We start from the raw sequence: 14409 nt of genomic DNA, 5'->3' as shown, positions 1-14409 counted from the left end.
TGTCGTCCGCGTTCGTACCTTTCGGGTCCGGCAAGCAGGGCCTCCGCGGTGTGTGTCTCGAGGCGAGCCGGAACGGCTCGCCGACATTAAAGCCGGGAGATCACGGTCAGTTGCGGGAAATCATCCCGGACGCTGTCCGCCTTGTGCGTTTCATCAGTCCGCCGTCGCGTCGGCATAGGCCAGGATTCCGGCCATGGAGCGCACGTCGCGGTAGCGTTCGCCGCGGGTGCTCATCATCGCTTCGAACTTCTCGTGCACCTGCGCCACCGACAGGCTGACGGCCTTCCGGCGCCCGCGCTGGGCGGCGAAGAAGATCGTCTTGTTGGCCCGGGCCGGGCCGGGCAGCATCTGCGCGGCGGCGGCCTTCGGCGTGTCGACCACGGTGGCGAGGAAGTCCTCGGCGTCGTCCGGGCCGAGGAAGTGGGCGAGGTAGACCTCGCCCAGGGTGAGTTCGCGGCCGATGCGGAGCGCGATGCGGGCGGCGTCGCGCTTCAGCATCTCGCCGGCCATCAGCGCGGACAGGTAGGGGTCGCGGCGCATCTCGAGAATGCGGGTCCGGTCGGCCGGATCGAGGACGGTGGGGCGTCCGTTGTCGCCCGCGACCACGAGGGCGGCATCCGTGGCGAGGCCGTATTTCGGCCCGAAGTCGCGCACCACGCCGAGCCAGGTCCGCTCGATGAACTGGAACAGGCCGGTCGCGGAGGACGTCTGGGCCTGGACCTCGGTCTTGAAGCTCGATTCCTTGTCGGCCACCGCCATCAGTAGGACGGGGTCGGTTTCCACCGCCTGCGCGGCGCGGACGATCTTCTGCACGAGGTGGCGCCGGATCTTCATCGGCCCGAATTCGAGGACCTCGTTCGGGTCGCCGACCGAGCTCTCCGTCAGGAGGTAGTCGTAGGAGACGCGGTCCACCGCATTGGAGCCGAGCTCGGTGTCGAGGTCATGGACCGGGGCGAAGGCGGAAGCGGCGGTGATCACCGCGCGGGGCGCGCTCGCCTGTGCGGAGGTCTGCAGGATGACCGGGACCGGCTGGATGCGCGGACGCGGCATGGTGATCTCGGTCATCGCCTGGGCCGACTGCACCACGCCGGTGTCCGGCCCGACGCCGTAGACCAGGACTCCGCCGAGGCCACCCGCCAGCAGCACCATGGAGAGCACGGAGCGGGTCAGGGCGGGGCGGCTGCCGTGATCGCGGCCGATGCGGCCGCCGAGGGTGAGGGCATCCGATGACGACGGAGCGGCGCCGAGGCCGGAGCGCGGTGCGAGCGAGCCCTTGACGGGCGCCCCCTTGGCGATGGGGCCCTTGGCGAAGACGGTCCGTGACGATCCGACGTTTCGACCCTGCATCTGCGCGACCCAACCCCGTTCCCAAGCGACGGATTGAGATTAGCTTGACAGATGTGGCGACAACACGGCCCAGTTTGGGGCAATCCCGTGGCAAGATTGGCACGGTGTCCAGAGCGTTTTCGCACATCGCAGCCGGACGGGGCGGGACGCGAAACGCCGAACGCGGCCATGCCGGAGCACGACCGCCAAACAAATCTCATCGAGAAGGAATGGTACCACTGCCCCGGCTCGAACGGGGGACCTCTTGATCCACAATCAAGCGCTCTAACCAACTGAGCTACAGCGGCACTGCGGGCGATCTATCCCGACCCGCGCCGCATTTCAAGCCGCCTTTGGCCGATCGTCGGCAAAAGTGTGGACCATTCTCCCGTCGAGCCCGAGGCGTCGTGCGGGCGACGGCGCCGAGCGGTCGACGCCGGGGCCGCCGACGGGCTAAGCAGGGCGCGGGTCCATCTCCCTGCGCGCGTTCCTCCCGGCGCACGCTCCCGTTCACCGGTCGATGCCACCGCACGCCATCCACTCCCGACCGCCGCTCGCCCAGCGGGTGCTCGTGCAAGCGCCCGGCCAGCTGCGCGCCCTCGTGCGCGGCAGCGAGATCGGCCTGATCGTCCTGGCCGCCCTGATCGGCTGCTGCGGCGGCGTCGCGGTGGCCGGAATGAACCGCGCGACGCAGGCCCTGCGGGAGCTGCTCTACGGTCTGCCGCCGGGCTTGCGCCTGAGCGCGGCCACCGATCTCCCGCCCCTCGTGGTTCTCCTGGCGCCGGCCTTCGGCGGCGTCCTGCTCGCGCTCTTCACCCTGGCCCTGCGCTGGCAGCGACGGCCCCGGCGCCCGGTGGTCGACCCGATCGAGGCGAACGCGCTGCATGGCGGACGGATGTCGATCCGCGATTCCACCATCGTGGTGATCCAGAACACCATCTCCAACGGCAGCGGCATCTCGGTGGGAATGGAGGCGGCCTACACGCAGTTCTGCGCCGGACTGGCCTCGCGCCTCGGCCTCGCCTTCGAGCTGCGCCGGGCCGATCAGCGGACCCTCGTCGGCTGCGGCGCGGCGGCGGCCATCGCGGCGGCCTTCGGGGCGCCGCTGACGGGGGCGTTCTACGCCTTCGAGCTCATCATCGGCACCTATTCCATCGCCACGCTGACCCCGGTCGTGGTCGCCGCCCTCTGCGGCAGTGTCGTCGCCCGCGCCCTGGTGGCCCAGACCTCCCTCGTGACGGTGGAACGGGCCGATGCCGTGACCACGACGGTCCTGACCACCCTCGACACGGTTCCGAGCCTCGCCCTCGGACTGATCTGCGCCGGCCTCGGCATCCTCATCATGCGCGGTGTGACCCTGGTGGAAGCCGGCTTTCGCGCCACCCGCCTGCCGACCCTCTGCGTGCCGATCCTCGGCGGCCTCTGCGTCGGCGGGCTGGCGCTCATCGCCTCGCCGCAGGTCCTCTCCGGCGGACACGGGGCGCTGCACCTGCACCTCGACGCCCACGGCACCACCCTCGGCCTCTCGGCCCTGATCGTGCTGTTCGTCGCCAAGGCGACGGCCTCGGCGGTCTCCATCGGGTCGGGATTCCGCGGCGGCCTCTTCTTCGCCTCGCTCTTCCTCGGCGCGATCGTGGGCGAGATCTTCGCTGCCGGCATGCCGATGATCCTGCCCGGCTTCGTCGCGTTCGGGCTGACCCCGCTCGCCTACGCGGTGATCGGCATGAGTGCGCTCGCCGTGGCGGTGATCGGCGGACCGCTGACCATGACGTTCCTCGCCCTCGAACTCACGGGCAGCTTTCCGATCGCCGGCCTGGTGCTCGTGGCGGTGATCGCCTCGTCGCTGACCGTGCGGAAGACCTTCGGCTACTCCTTCGCGACCTGGCGCTTCCACCTGCGCGGCGAGAGCATCCGCAGCGCGCACGATGTCGGCTGGATCCGGACCCTCACGGTCGGCAAGCTGATGCGCCGCGAGGTGCCGACGGCCGCCCTCGACCAAAGTCTCGCTAATTTCCTGCGCAAGCACCCTCTGGGCTCGCCCTCCCGGGTGGTGATGGTGGACGGGCAGGGGCGCTACGCCGGCATCATCCTCGTGCCGGAAGCCCACGCGGCCCTGCTGGAGGCGGAGGCGGAGGCGCCGGGTCTCCCCGGACTCCTGCGCCACACCCACGACGTCCTCACCGCCGACATGAACGCCAAGATCGCCACGGCGATCTTCGACCGGACGGAAAGCGAGGCCCTGGCGGTGGTGGAGGACCTGAAGAGCCGCAAGGTGATCGGCCTCCTCACCGAGAGCCACACCCTCAAGCGCTACAGCGAGGAACTGGACCGGCAGCGCCGGGCGGTGCTGGGGGAGACGAGCTGAGTCGCTGGCCGGGCGGAAAAGCGCCGCGCGGTCACAAACGCCCCGTGGCCCGGCGCCAGCCGGCATAGCCGAAGGCGAAGAGGCTGGCCCCGCCCATCATCAGGAGGCTCCAGCCCCAGTCGCTCGGCACCTGCCCGTCGACCGGATGACCGGCGAGGCCGGCGGCCAGCACGAGGCCGAAACCGGTGACGACGGCGGAGAGCAGAAGCCCGAGGCTGATCCCGATACTCATCACGAAACGCCTCCCACGCAGGAGATCCGGGCGCCGCGGCGCGGCCGCGCAAGGGCCGACGCCGGGTCCTGGGCGGGACGCGGCGCCGGCAGGGTCGGATCAGGGGATCACTTGATCAGAGGGTCCCTTCGTCGAGGGCCGCTTCATCAGGGGTCACTCGAGTGAAGGGTCACTCGAGCGAAGGATCACTTGGGGACGGCGGTCGAACCCGTCGTCGCCGCGGATGCCGGCGCCTTCTGCGGGGTTCCGAGCACGTTCACCACGTCGAAGCGCACGCCGTCCTCCACCTTCTTCAGGAGGGCGTTGCCCTCGTAATACTTGCCTTGTCCGATCAGGCTCGCCGCCTGATCGACATCGGTGGTCGTCTGGTTCAGCGGCACGACGGCCAGGACGAAGTTCATGTCGACGCCGGCGAGCTTGAGCTGGTCGATGGCCGACTTGCGGTCACCCTTCTCGAGGCTCTTGTTCGCGGTCGCCACGGCGGCCGCCTTGGTCGGCGTGGCGACGAAATCCTCGCCGAGCGTCAGCTGGCCGTCGACGGGCAGCCAGGCCGTGGGCTGCGTGGATGCCTTCGCCTCCGCGGTCTTGGCGTCGGCCGCCTTCGCATCGGCAGCCTTCGCATCGGAAGCCTTCGCCATCGCGGCGTGCTTGTCGGGGCTCCGCAGGTCCGCTTCCGCCTTGGTGTAGATCGCCTCGTCCGTCTTGGCCTTGGCGAGCGACGCCTGCGCCTTGCCGATCAGGGTCTTGGCGAGGGTCGGATCGGCGTCGAAGATGGCGATGCGGGCGAGGTGCAGGTCGCGGAAGGCCTGGGCGCCGTCCTTCGACAGCTTGCCCACGTCTCTGTCCGCCGCCTGCTGCGCGGCCGTCACCGGCGGAGCCGTCGCGGGCTTCACCGCATCGTTGGCCAGTGCCACACCGCTGAGGAGCGAGGTTGCGGCAAGGAAAGCGGCAACTGTTCTTGTCTTATTCATCACACTGCCTCCGAAGAAGAGCCGCGCCTGGATCGTGGATCGAACTGATCTCCCTGCGCCGGCGATCTCTTCTGAAGCAAATGTGGTCTTGGCCAATCGAGATGTCATCTTAAAGTTTGGTCAGGTTCAGTTCATCAAATATTCGTTGACAGCAGCCCAGACGCGGAGGTGCATCAAGCCGTTTCCGAGTCGGATGCCGGCGGCACAAAAAAGCACGCGGTGATCGCTCACCGCGTGCCGGTCGTTCGCCCGAGGAGGAAACGGCTCAGGCGGCCGAGAGGCGGGACTTGCGCGTCAGCGCTTCCTCGACGGTGCCGTCGCCGTCGAGGTAGCCGTGACGCTTCGGGTTCGGCATGATCAGCGAGCCGATGAAGGCGACGCCGAGCATGACGGTCACGTACCAGAAGAACGTGCTCTCGGAGCCGACCTGCTTCAGGTAGAGCGCGACCATCTCGGCGGTGCCGCCGAACAGCGAATTGGCGATGGCGTAGGAGAGGCCGACGCCCAGGGCCCGCACCTGCGTCGGGAACAGCTCTGCTTTCACGATGCCGCTGATGCCGGTGTAGAAACTGATCACGATCAGGCCGACCATGATCAGCGCGAAGGACAGGACCGCGTTCTGCGTGGACCCGATGGCGGTCATCAGCGGCACCACCATCAGGGTCCCGAGGCCGCTGTAGAGCAGCATGTTGGCCTTGCGCCCGATTCGGTCCGACAGCCAGCCGAAGAACGGCTGGATGATCATGTAGACGAACAGGGCGGCGGTGGAGATCTGCGAGGCCGTGACCTTGTCGATATGCGCCGTGTTAAAGAGGTACTTCGGCATGTAGGTGGTGAAGGTGTAGAAGCTCAACGAGCCGCCGGCGGTGTAGGCCAGCACCACGCAGAAGGCGCGCCAGTGCTTGAACAGGGCCGCGAAGGTGCCGGAATCCTTCTTGGCCATGTCTTCCTTGGTCGCCGTCTCGGCCAGCGACGAACGCAGGTAGAGCGCGACCACCGCCGCGATGGCGCCGATGACGAACGGGATGCGCCAGCCCCAGGCCGTCAGTTCCTGCGCGGTGAGGAAGCTCTGGAGGATGATCAGCACCAGCGAGGCGAGGAGCTGGCCGCCGATCAGGGTGACGTACTGGAAGGAGGCGAAGAAGCCGCGACGGCCCTTCACGGCGATCTCGCTCATGTAGGTGGCGCTGGTGCCGTACTCACCGCCCACCGACAGGCCCTGGATCATCCGGGCGAGCAGCAGCAGGGCCGGCGCGAGCTGCCCGACCGTGGCGTAGGTCGGCAGCACCGCGATCATCAGCGACCCGGCGCACATCATCAGCACCGAGATCAGCATCGAGGTCTTGCGGCCGAGGCGGTCGGCGATGCGGCCGAACAGCCAGCCGCCGATCGGGCGCATAAAGAAGCCCACCGCGAACACGGCGGCCGATTGCAGGAGCTGACTGGTGCTGTCGCCGGCGGGAAAGAAGACCGGCGCGAAGTAGAGCGCGAAGAACGCGTAGCAGTAGAAATCGAACCATTCGACGAGATTGCCCGACGAGGAGGCGACGATCGCCTTGATCCGGCGTCGGTTGTCCGCGGCGTCCTCCGCCTTGGTCGGAATGGTCCCGGCCCCACCTGTCATACGTCTCATCCCTGTGCTCTGAACAATGCCGTTCCGCGGCTTGCTTGACGGGGACGTTATCGCCTCGAACGCGATTTCCAAAGGGCGATCAGCGGGTTGTCGGACACGGCCAAGATGACGATGAAACCACGCTGTGGAAGACGTGCTCCTGAGCTTGGCTGTAACGAGTCAATAGGCTGATCGCGATCAGCAGCAAGATCAGCGCAAGAAATCCGGGAACGGTTTCTCGAAGATCCTCGTTGCGGACGGCATCGACGTCGAGCGGCGTCCGACAACAACGAGAGTGGAAACGATCCCATGAGCAAGCTCTTTCGGAGCACGGTGACGGCGGCGGCCCTGGTGATCGGCGCAGCGAGCGCGTTCGCGCAGGGCGGGCCGGGCGGCGGCGCTGGTGGCGGGGCAGGCGGTGCCGGGGGCGGCGCGGGCGGTGCCGGAGGTGGCGGCGCCGGCATGGGCGCGGGCGGCGGCGCCGGTGGCGCGGGTCCGGGTGCGGGTGGTGCCGGCGGAATGCGCGGTGGCGCCGGTGGCGGTGCGGGCGGTGGCGCCGGCATGCGGGGTGGCGAAGCCGGCGGTGCGGCTGGCGGCGCGGGCATGCGCGGCGGCGCCGGCGGTGCGGAGACCGGGGCCGGTCCGGCCGGTGGTGCCCAGCGCGGCGAGGCCGGTGGCCGTGGCGCCGAGGGTGGCGCAGGGCGGCAGGACGGTCGTCCGGGTCAGGCGACCGGAGAGCGCGGTGGCCGCGAAGACGGTGGCGCCGCGGCACGAGACGGCCGGGGCGACCGGGACGGCAAGGGAGATCGCGACGGCAAGGCGGACCGCGACGGCAAGGGCGATCGGGGCGGCAAGGCTGATCGCGATGGCCGCGAGGAGCGCGGTGGACGGGCCGACCGCGATGAGCGCGGCGGTCGCGACGGCCGCGTCGAGCGCGAGGGCCGGGGTGGTCGCGGCGATCGCGGCGCCGTCCGCGGCGCCTATGGCCGCCTGGGGGCGCCGCAGCGCACCGAGTTCCGCCAGAGCGTGTTCCGCCGGGGCATCCCACGCCTCGCCGCCGGCGCCTTCGCGCTCACCGTCGGCACGGCCATCGCCCGCAGCTACACCCTCTACGACCTGCCGCCGGACATCGTCCGGATCGCGCCGGAATACGAGGATTACCGCTACGTGCTGGTGGACGACGACATCGTCATCGTCGATCCCGACACCTACGAGATCGTCGACGTGATCCGCGGCTGACCCGAGCGATCGGAACCGCGTCGGGGGCGGGGCTTCAGGCTCCGCCCCTTCGCGTTTTCCGCTCAGCGCTTGCGGTCGAGGAGGCCGGAGACCACCCGTGCGGTGTAGTCGACCATCGGCACGATGCGGGCATAGTTCAGGCGCGTCGGGCCGATGACCCCCACCACGCCGACGATCTTCTGCGACCCGTCGCGGAATGGAGCCGCGATCATCGACGAGCCGGAGAGCGAGAAGAGCTTGTTCTCCGAGCCGATGAAGATGCGCACGCCCTCGCCGCCCTCGGCCCGGGACAGAAGTTCGATAACGTCCTTCTGGGTCTCGAGGTCGTTGAACAGCAGGCGGATGCGGTCGAGATCCTCGGCGGCCCGCAGGTCGTCCAGGAGATTGGCCTGACCGCGCACGATGAGCTGCCGGGCATCCGAGGGGCCGACGCTGACGGCGAGGCCGGCATCCACGAGGCGCTCGGTGATCACGTCGAGTTCGCGCTTCATCGCTTGCCGGCCCGACTCGATCTCGGCGCGGAGCGTCCCCAGGGTCCGGCCCTGGAGCCGGGCGTTCAGGTAGTTCGAGGCCTCCTGGAGAGCCCCCGCCGGCAGGCCCGCCGGCAGGTCGAGAAGGCGGTTCTCCACCGAGCCGTCGTCGGAGACCAGGACGACCAGCGCCCGGGTCGGGTCGAGGCGGACGAACTCGATATGCTTCAGGTGGACGTTGGTCTTGGTGGTGAGCACCACGCCGGCCCCGCGGGAGATCCCTGAGAGCAGCATCGAGGCCTCGGCCAGGGCGGAATCGAAGGTATGGCCCGAGGCGGCCGCGCGCATCTGCGCCTCGATCCGCTCCTGCTCCTCACGCCCGACATCGCCGAGCTCCAGCATCGCATCGACGAAGAAGCGCAGGCCCTGCTCCGTCGGCAGACGGCCGGCCGAGGCGTGGGGTGCGAAGATCAGCCCGGAATGCTCGAGATCCGCCATGACGTTCCGGATCGAGGCCGGCGACAGGGCCATGGGCAGGATGCGCGCGAGGTTACGCGAGCCGACCGGCTCGCCGGTCGTCAGATAGCTCTCGACGATCTGCCGGAAGATTTCACGCGAGCGTTCGTTCAGCGCGCTGAGAACCTGCATCTGCTGCGATGTGGAGAAGGGGCGGGCGGGCTCGGTCACATTCCATTCCTGAGGCGGAGAGTGTGACGGTCTCCCGTGCTTTACACAATGCCGTCCACCGTCGCCCCTGGCGGACGCATGGAGAATACGAGAAACCGCTTGGCCGCGGAAGGCGTTCCGCACCTCGGGCTCACCGGCGGCGCCGGCAATCCGCCCGACCTCGCTTGCCGGGCGGGGGCCGGAACCGTAAAGCCGCACTCCATCGACACCGGTAAGGAGATCGGCATGCGGCCCTCGAAGCGCGCGAACGACGAACTGCGCATGGTCACCCTGGAGCGCGCCGTCTCCCGCCACGCCGAAGGCTCATGCCTCGTCAGCTTCGGCGACACCAAGGTGCTGTGCACGGCCACCTTGGAAGAGCGCGGCCCTGGCTGGCTGCGCGGCTCCGGCAAGGGCTGGGTCACCGCGGAATACGCCATGCTGCCGCGCGCCACTCACGCGCGCACCCGGCGCGAGGTGACGGCCGGCAAGCCCTCCGGACGCACCCAGGAGATCCAGCGCCTGATCGGCCGCTCCCTGCGCGCCGTGACCAACCTGCCGGCGATCGGCGAGCGCCAGATCACCGTCGATTGCGACGTGATCCAGGCCGATGGCGGCACCCGCACCGCGGCGATCACCGGCGCCTGGGTCGCCCTGCACGAGTGCTTCACCTGGATGCGCGGCCGCTCGATCATCTCGGTCGACCCCCTGCGCGACCATGTGGCGGCGGTCTCCTGCGGCATCTACAAGGGCAAGCCCGTCCTCGACCTCGACTATTTGGAGGATTCCGTGGCCGAGACCGACGCCAACTTCGTCATCACGGGCACCGGGGGCCTCGTCGAGGTCCAGGGTACCGCCGAGGGCAAGCCGTTCTCGGAGGAGGAGCTGTTCGAGCTGATGCGCCTCGCCAAAAGCGGCATCCAGTCCCTCGTCGCCCTCCAGAAGCAGGCCGTGGCGCAGGGAGTCTCCGCATGAGCGAGCACCGCATCCTCACGGGTCGCGTCGTCATCGCGACCCACAATGCCGGCAAGCTCGTCGAAATGCGCGAGTTGCTGGCGCCGTTCGGCGTCGACGCGGTCTCGGCCGGCGAACTCGGCCTGCCCGAGCCGGACGAGACCGGGACGATGTTCGCCGAGAACGCGGCCATCAAGGCGCACGCCGCCGCGACGGCCTCGGGCCTGCCGGCCTTCGCCGACGATTCCGGCCTCTGCGTCAACGCCCTCGACGGGGCACCCGGGCTGTTCTCGGCCCGCTGGGCCGGGCCGTCCAAGGATTTCACCGGCGCCATGGCCCGTATCGCCGCGGAACTCGACAAGCGCGGCGCCACCACCCGGCGGGCGCACTTCGTCTCCGCCCTGGTGATCGCCTGGCCGGACGGCCACACCGAGACCTTCGAGGGCCGGGTCTTCGGCGAACTCGTGCCGCCGCGCGGCGCGAGCGGGTTCGGCTACGACCCGATGTTCCAGCCCGACGGCGACCACCGCACCTTCGGGGAGATCTCCTCCGCGGAGAAGCACGGCGTCGACTGGCAGACCGGCAACGCCCTGTCGCATCGCGCCCGCGCCTTCGTGCTCCTGGCCCAGACCTGCCTGCGGCGTCCGTAAACTGCCTGCGGCGCCCTTGAGACCGGCCGCGGGATTGCCAAACGGCGGTCCCGCGCGCACATCCGCGTCATGACCGAACCGACAGGCCCGGACCACCCGACCCGCGATGCGGGGTTCGGGGTCTATGTCCACTGGCCCTTCTGCGCCGCGAAGTGCCCGTATTGCGACTTCAACAGCCACGTGCGCCACGCGCCCGTGGACGAGGGCCGTTTCCTGGACGCCTTCCGGGCCGAGATCGCCCATGTGGCGGCGCGCACGCCCGGACGGACGGTATCGAGCGTCTTCCTCGGCGGCGGCACGCCCTCCCTGATGCAGCCCGCCACCGTGGCAGGTCTGCTCGACGCCATCGGCGGCGCCTGGACCGTGACGCCCGACGTCGAGATCACCCTGGAAGCCAATCCCACCAGCGTCGAAGCGGAGCGCTTCCGCGGCTACCGCACCGCCGGGGTCAACCGCGTCTCCCTCGGCGTCCAGGCCATGGACGACGCCGCCCTGAAGCAACTCGGCCGCCTGCACAGCGCAGCCGAGGCCATGGCGGCGGTGCGGGTCGCGGCGGCGCATTTCGAGCGCTACTCCTTCGACCTGATCTATGCCCGGCCCGACCAGGGCCCGGCCGCGTGGCGGGCCGAACTCGAAGGTGCCATCGCCCGGGCGGCGGAGCACCTGTCGCTCTACCAGCTCACCATCGAACCGGGCACGCCGTTCTACGGCCTCGCCGCCGCCGGCAAGCTGGTGCCGCCGGACGACGATGCCGCGCGTGCCCTCTACGACGTGACCCAGGAGGTCTGCGACCGGGCCGGCTTGCCGGCCTACGAGATCTCCAACCACGCCCGGCCCGGTGCGGAATCCCGGCACAACCTCCTGTACTGGCGCTACGGCGAATATGCGGGCATCGGCCCCGGCGCCCACGGACGCCTCGTCGAAGCGGCGGGCCGGATCGGCACCGTCACCGAGCGGGCGCCGGAAGCCTGGCTCGCCCGGGTGGAGGGGCGGGGTCACGGCATCGTCGAGACCGAGACGCTGGCCGCCTCGGACCAGGGCGACGAGTTCCTGATGATGGGTCTGCGCCTGCGCGAAGGCATCGACCCCGCGCGCTACGCCGCCCTGAAGGGGAGGGCCCTCGACCCGGGGCGGATCGACGGCCTCGTCGCCGAGGGGCTGATCGCCCGACATGCGGGCGGCCGCATCGCCGCGACGCCCGCCGGCGCGCCGGTGCTCAACGCGCTGGTGGCGGCGCTCGCCGCCTGATCAGGTGCCCGACGGGCCGAGGGTGCGCGGCGCCGGGCTGACGATGGCCGGCGCGCCCGAACGGATCTCGTAGACCGCCAGGGCGCGGTCGCTCGGGCCGTCCGGCCGGAACCGGAAGGTCCCGTCGACGCCGGAGAAGCCGGACGGGTTGGTCAGCGTGGTGTCTGCGAAACGCTGCGAGCCGAACTGGCGCGACAGGGCCGCCATCAGCGAGACCGCGTCGTAGGCCAGGGTGGCGACGCGCGGCGGCACCGAGCCGAACCGCGCCTGGTAGCGCTGCGAAAAGCCGGTGAAGCCGGCTGCGTCCGGGGCCGCGAACCAGCCGCCCTGGAGGGCGGGCAGGGCGTAGATCCGGGGATCGTTCCAGACGGCGGTGCCGATCGGCCGGACCCGGCCGGGGGCGAACCCGGCCTTGGTCAGGGCCGGGGCGACGGTGGCGAGGCCATCCGGCGTATCCGGCAGGAACAGCGCGTCGGCCTGGGCCGCCGGCCCGGTGATCAGGCCGCCGAGGCGCCCGATGGCGGGGGCCGGATTGCCGACGGGATAGCGCTCGATCGCCACGAGGCGCGCGCCCTTGCGGGCCACTGCCTCGCGGAACTGCGCCTCCACGGCGTTTCCGTAGCTCGAATCCGGGATCATCGCCGCGAAGGATTTGCGGCCGGACGCGACGGATTCGTCGACGACCCGGTCGACCTCGGCCTGGGGCAGGAAGCTCAGGAGGTAGGTGCCGCGGGCCGCGACCCCGGCATCGGTCGAGAAGGCGATGAGGGGCTTGCCCGCCGCGCGTACCACGCCGGCCGCCGCCTGGACGTTGGCGGCGAAGAGCGGGCCGAGGACGACCTCGGCCCCATCCGCCACGGCGGCTTGGGCCGCCTCGCGGGCGCCGTCCGGCGCGCCGCGGTCGTCCTTCACCAGGATCTGCAGGTCGGACTTCTGGAAATCCTCGATGGCGAGTTCGGCCGCATTGCGCATCGCCGTGCCCACCGCCGAGCCCGGTCCGGTGAGCGGCACCACCAGGGCGACCTTCACCGATCCGGTGCCGATCCGCCCCCCCGCAGCGGCGATCGGCGCGTCGGGCCCCGGGCCTTCCGCCTGCGGTGGCGGGACCCGGTTCGAGACGCGGCCGCCGCCGTCCGGCACTCCGACGCAGGCCGCGAGCAGGAGCAGGGTCGAGATCCCGACCAGCCCGGATTTCAGCCTGTTGGCGTGCGTCATCGGAGGCCCCCCTGTCGCCGGCTGACGAACCAGGCTTGCAGCCTAGGGGCCAAAAGTAAATGTGAACCGACGCGCCGCCGAGCATTCCGCAGGGAGCCCCGATCGTGGCAAGGTCCCGGCCATGACCCAGAAGATCGACACGCGGACCCGGCGGCGGCGCGACCCGGCCGCGACGGGGCCCGGCGCCCGCCCACCCGCCACCTTCACGGCCTTCGGGCTCGCCGCCGAGGCCGAGGCGATCGAGCCCGGTCTCCACGTGGTGGCAACCCCGATCGGAAACCTGAAGGACGTCTCGTTCCGCGCCCTGGCGACGCTCGCCGCCGCCGATGCGGTGCTGGCCGAGGACACCCGCGTCACCCGCACGCTGCTGATGCATTACGGGATCACCACGCCCCTGGTGGCCTATCACGAGCATTCCAATGCGGCGGTGCGCGAGCGGATGATCGCCCGGATGCAGGGCGGCGAGGCCCTGGCCCTGGTCTCCGACGCGGGTACGCCCCTCGTGTCGGATCCGGGTTTCAAGCTCGTGCAGGCGGCGATCGAGGCCGGCCTCAGCGTCACGCCCATTCCGGGCCCCTCGGCGGTGATGACCGCCATCGTGGCCGCCGGCCTGCCCACCGACCGGTTCTTCTTCGAGGGCTTCCTGCCCGCCAGGTCCGGCGCGCGGCGCAACCGCCTGGAGGCGCTCGGGCGCATCCCCGGCACCCTGGTGTTGTTCGAATCGCCCCATCGCCTGCCCGAGATGCTGGTCGACGCCGTGGAGGTCCTCGGGCCTACGCGCCCGGCAGCGGTCGCTCGCGAGCTGACCAAGCTCTACGAAACGATCCGGCGCGGCAGCCTCGGCGATCTCGCCGCGCTCTACGCGGAGGAGGGCGCGCCGAAGGGCGAGGTGGTGGTGATCATCGGCACGCAGGACGAGGTGCCCGACGCCGCCGAGACGGATGCGGGCCTCGATGCGGCCCTGACGGCGGCGCTCGCCCGGCACTCGATCAAGGACGCCGCGACCCTGGTGGCAGAGGAGACCGGCCAGCCCCGCCGGGTCGTCTATGCCCGTGCCCTGGCCCTGGCCCGGCGCGACGATGAGACCTGAGGGCCCTGCGGCCGAGCGCCGGCGCGCCACCGAGCTGCGCGGCCGAACGGCCGAGACCCTCGCGCTCCTCGCCCTGATGCTGAAGGGGTACCGGCCGCTCGGGTCGCGCTTTCGCGCGGCGGGGGGCGAGATCGACCTGATCGTCCGGCGCGGGGCGACGATCGCGTTCGTGGAGGTGAAGGCGCGCAGCACGCTGGAGGCGGCGCAAGGCGCCATCGACGCCCGCAAGGTCGCCCGATTCTCGCGGGCTGTCCGGGCCTGGATCAGTCGGCACCCGAACACCGACGCGGCGACGTTTCGGGCGGACGCGGTGTTCGTCTCGCCCTGGGCCTGGCCCCGGCACGTGGCCGACGCCTTTCCGATCCGATGAT

13 protein-coding genes and 1 tRNA gene are annotated in these 14409 nt (G+C 70.5%); 7 read left to right on the top strand and 7 right to left on the bottom strand.

Features of this window, described 5'->3' with window-relative positions:
• Positions 1–153: 153 nt before the first annotated feature.
• Positions 154–1347 carry a transglycosylase SLT domain-containing protein gene (locus ASF18_RS09990; protein ID WP_056274806.1) on the bottom strand — a complete coding sequence of 398 codons (1194 nt, stop codon included), beginning with the start codon at positions 1345–1347 and terminating at the stop codon, positions 154–156.
• A 210-nt stretch (positions 1348–1557) separates the two neighbouring features.
• A tRNA-His gene (locus ASF18_RS09985) sits at positions 1558–1634 on the bottom strand.
• A gap of 212 nt (positions 1635–1846) precedes the next feature.
• Between ASF18_RS09985 and ASF18_RS09980 the strand changes: the two genes are divergently transcribed.
• Positions 1847–3691 (top strand): chloride channel protein, encoded by a 1845-nt coding sequence (locus tag ASF18_RS09980; RefSeq protein WP_056351170.1) that lies wholly within the window; start codon positions 1847–1849, stop codon positions 3689–3691.
• Positions 3692–3722: 31 nt separating this feature from the next.
• On the opposite strand, the gene ASF18_RS09975 is transcribed toward ASF18_RS09980, so the two are convergent.
• From ASF18_RS09975 to ASF18_RS09965, 3 genes are all read right to left on the bottom strand, one after another.
• Positions 3723–3923, bottom strand: coding sequence for a hypothetical protein (locus ASF18_RS09975; protein ID WP_056351168.1), 201 nt, complete (start codon positions 3921–3923; stop codon positions 3723–3725).
• Positions 3924–4108: 185 nt separating this feature from the next.
• Positions 4109–4894: a YfdX family protein gene (locus ASF18_RS09970; protein ID WP_056351166.1), complete on the bottom strand. Its 786-nt coding sequence runs from the start codon at positions 4892–4894 to the stop codon at positions 4109–4111.
• A 265-nt stretch (positions 4895–5159) separates the two neighbouring features.
• Complete coding sequence (locus ASF18_RS09965) at positions 5160–6527, bottom strand: MFS family transporter (RefSeq protein ID WP_277996208.1); 1368 nt, start codon at positions 6525–6527, stop codon at positions 5160–5162.
• Between the two features lie 288 nt (positions 6528–6815).
• On the opposite strand from ASF18_RS09965, the gene ASF18_RS09960 reads away from it, so the two are divergent.
• On the top strand, positions 6816–7745 hold the full coding sequence (locus ASF18_RS09960; protein ID WP_056351163.1) for a DUF1236 domain-containing protein: 930 nt from the start codon (positions 6816–6818) through the stop codon (positions 7743–7745).
• Positions 7746–7807: 62 nt separating this feature from the next.
• Here ASF18_RS09960 and hrcA read toward each other — a convergent pair whose 3' ends face one another.
• The gene (gene hrcA, locus ASF18_RS09955; protein ID WP_200917560.1) at positions 7808–8863 is read right to left on the bottom strand and encodes a heat-inducible transcriptional repressor HrcA; all 1056 of its coding nucleotides are present in this window, start codon (positions 8861–8863) and stop codon (positions 7808–7810) included.
• 264 nt (positions 8864–9127) lie between these two features.
• Between hrcA and rph the strand changes: the two genes are divergently transcribed.
• The 3 genes from rph to hemW all read left to right on the top strand — a co-directional run bounded on the left by rph (position 9128) and on the right by hemW (position 11733).
• Complete coding sequence (gene rph, locus ASF18_RS09950) at positions 9128–9856, top strand: ribonuclease PH (RefSeq protein WP_056351255.1); 729 nt, start codon at positions 9128–9130, stop codon at positions 9854–9856.
• Positions 9853–10485 (top strand): RdgB/HAM1 family non-canonical purine NTP pyrophosphatase, encoded by a 633-nt coding sequence (gene rdgB / locus ASF18_RS09945; protein WP_056222757.1) that lies wholly within the window; start codon positions 9853–9855, stop codon positions 10483–10485. Before rph ends, rdgB begins: the two co-directional genes overlap by 4 nt.
• A 69-nt stretch (positions 10486–10554) precedes the next feature.
• On the top strand, positions 10555–11733 hold the full coding sequence (gene hemW / locus ASF18_RS09940) for a radical SAM family heme chaperone HemW (protein ID WP_056351161.1): 1179 nt from the start codon (positions 10555–10557) through the stop codon (positions 11731–11733).
• On the opposite strand, the gene ASF18_RS09935 is transcribed toward hemW, so the two are convergent.
• Positions 11734–12948, bottom strand: a complete 1215-nt coding sequence (locus ASF18_RS09935; RefSeq protein ID WP_056351159.1) for a penicillin-binding protein activator — start codon at positions 12946–12948, stop codon at positions 11734–11736.
• A 121-nt stretch (positions 12949–13069) separates the two neighbouring features.
• Here ASF18_RS09935 and rsmI point away from each other — a divergent pair, with 121 nt between their 5' ends.
• Together rsmI and ASF18_RS09925 are read left to right on the top strand one after the other, a co-directional pair.
• Positions 13070–14038, top strand: a complete 969-nt coding sequence (gene rsmI / locus ASF18_RS09930) for a 16S rRNA (cytidine(1402)-2'-O)-methyltransferase (RefSeq protein ID WP_056222748.1) — start codon at positions 13070–13072, stop codon at positions 14036–14038.
• Positions 14028–14408 carry a YraN family protein gene (locus ASF18_RS09925; RefSeq protein WP_056223020.1) on the top strand — a complete coding sequence of 127 codons (381 nt, stop codon included), beginning with the start codon at positions 14028–14030 and terminating at the stop codon, positions 14406–14408. The genes rsmI and ASF18_RS09925 overlap by 11 nt, the downstream gene beginning before the upstream one ends.
• Position 14409 lies beyond the last annotated feature (1 nt).

The organism is Methylobacterium sp. Leaf89, from assembly GCF_001422215.1.
In the GTDB taxonomy this organism is placed as follows: Bacteria; Pseudomonadota; Alphaproteobacteria; order Rhizobiales; family Beijerinckiaceae; genus Methylobacterium.
The sequence above is the reverse complement of the archived record's forward strand: the minus strand, read 5'-3'. Positions and strand labels throughout refer to the sequence as shown.

Bases quoted from the DNA above. Each gene is read 5' to 3' on its own strand.
- ASF18_RS09965 (WP_277996208.1), bottom strand. From the start codon at position 6,527: ATGAGACGTATGACAGGTGGGGCCGGGACCATTCCGACCAAGGCGGAG.
- ASF18_RS09980 (WP_056351170.1), top strand. From the start codon at position 1,847: ATGCCACCGCACGCCATCCACTCCCGACCGCCGCTCGCCCAGCGGGTG.
- ASF18_RS09925 (WP_056223020.1), top strand. From the start codon at position 14,028: ATGAGACCTGAGGGCCCTGCGGCCGAGCGCCGGCGCGCCACCGAGCTG.
- rdgB (WP_056222757.1), top strand. From the start codon at position 9,853: ATGAGCGAGCACCGCATCCTCACGGGTCGCGTCGTCATCGCGACCCAC.
- ASF18_RS09975 (WP_056351168.1), bottom strand. From the start codon at position 3,923: ATGAGTATCGGGATCAGCCTCGGGCTTCTGCTCTCCGCCGTCGTCACC.
- rph (WP_056351255.1), top strand. From the start codon at position 9,128: ATGCGGCCCTCGAAGCGCGCGAACGACGAACTGCGCATGGTCACCCTG.
- rsmI (WP_056222748.1), top strand. From the start codon at position 13,070: ATGACCCAGAAGATCGACACGCGGACCCGGCGGCGGCGCGACCCGGCC.
- ASF18_RS09935 (WP_056351159.1), bottom strand. From the start codon at position 12,948: ATGACGCACGCCAACAGGCTGAAATCCGGGCTGGTCGGGATCTCGACC.
- hrcA (WP_200917560.1), bottom strand. From the start codon at position 8,863: ATGCAGGTTCTCAGCGCGCTGAACGAACGCTCGCGTGAAATCTTCCGG.
- ASF18_RS09970 (WP_056351166.1), bottom strand. From the start codon at position 4,894: ATGAATAAGACAAGAACAGTTGCCGCTTTCCTTGCCGCAACCTCGCTC.
- hemW (WP_056351161.1), top strand. From the start codon at position 10,555: ATGACCGAACCGACAGGCCCGGACCACCCGACCCGCGATGCGGGGTTC.
- ASF18_RS09960 (WP_056351163.1), top strand. From the start codon at position 6,816: ATGAGCAAGCTCTTTCGGAGCACGGTGACGGCGGCGGCCCTGGTGATC.
- ASF18_RS09990 (WP_056274806.1), bottom strand. From the start codon at position 1,347: ATGCAGGGTCGAAACGTCGGATCGTCACGGACCGTCTTCGCCAAGGGC.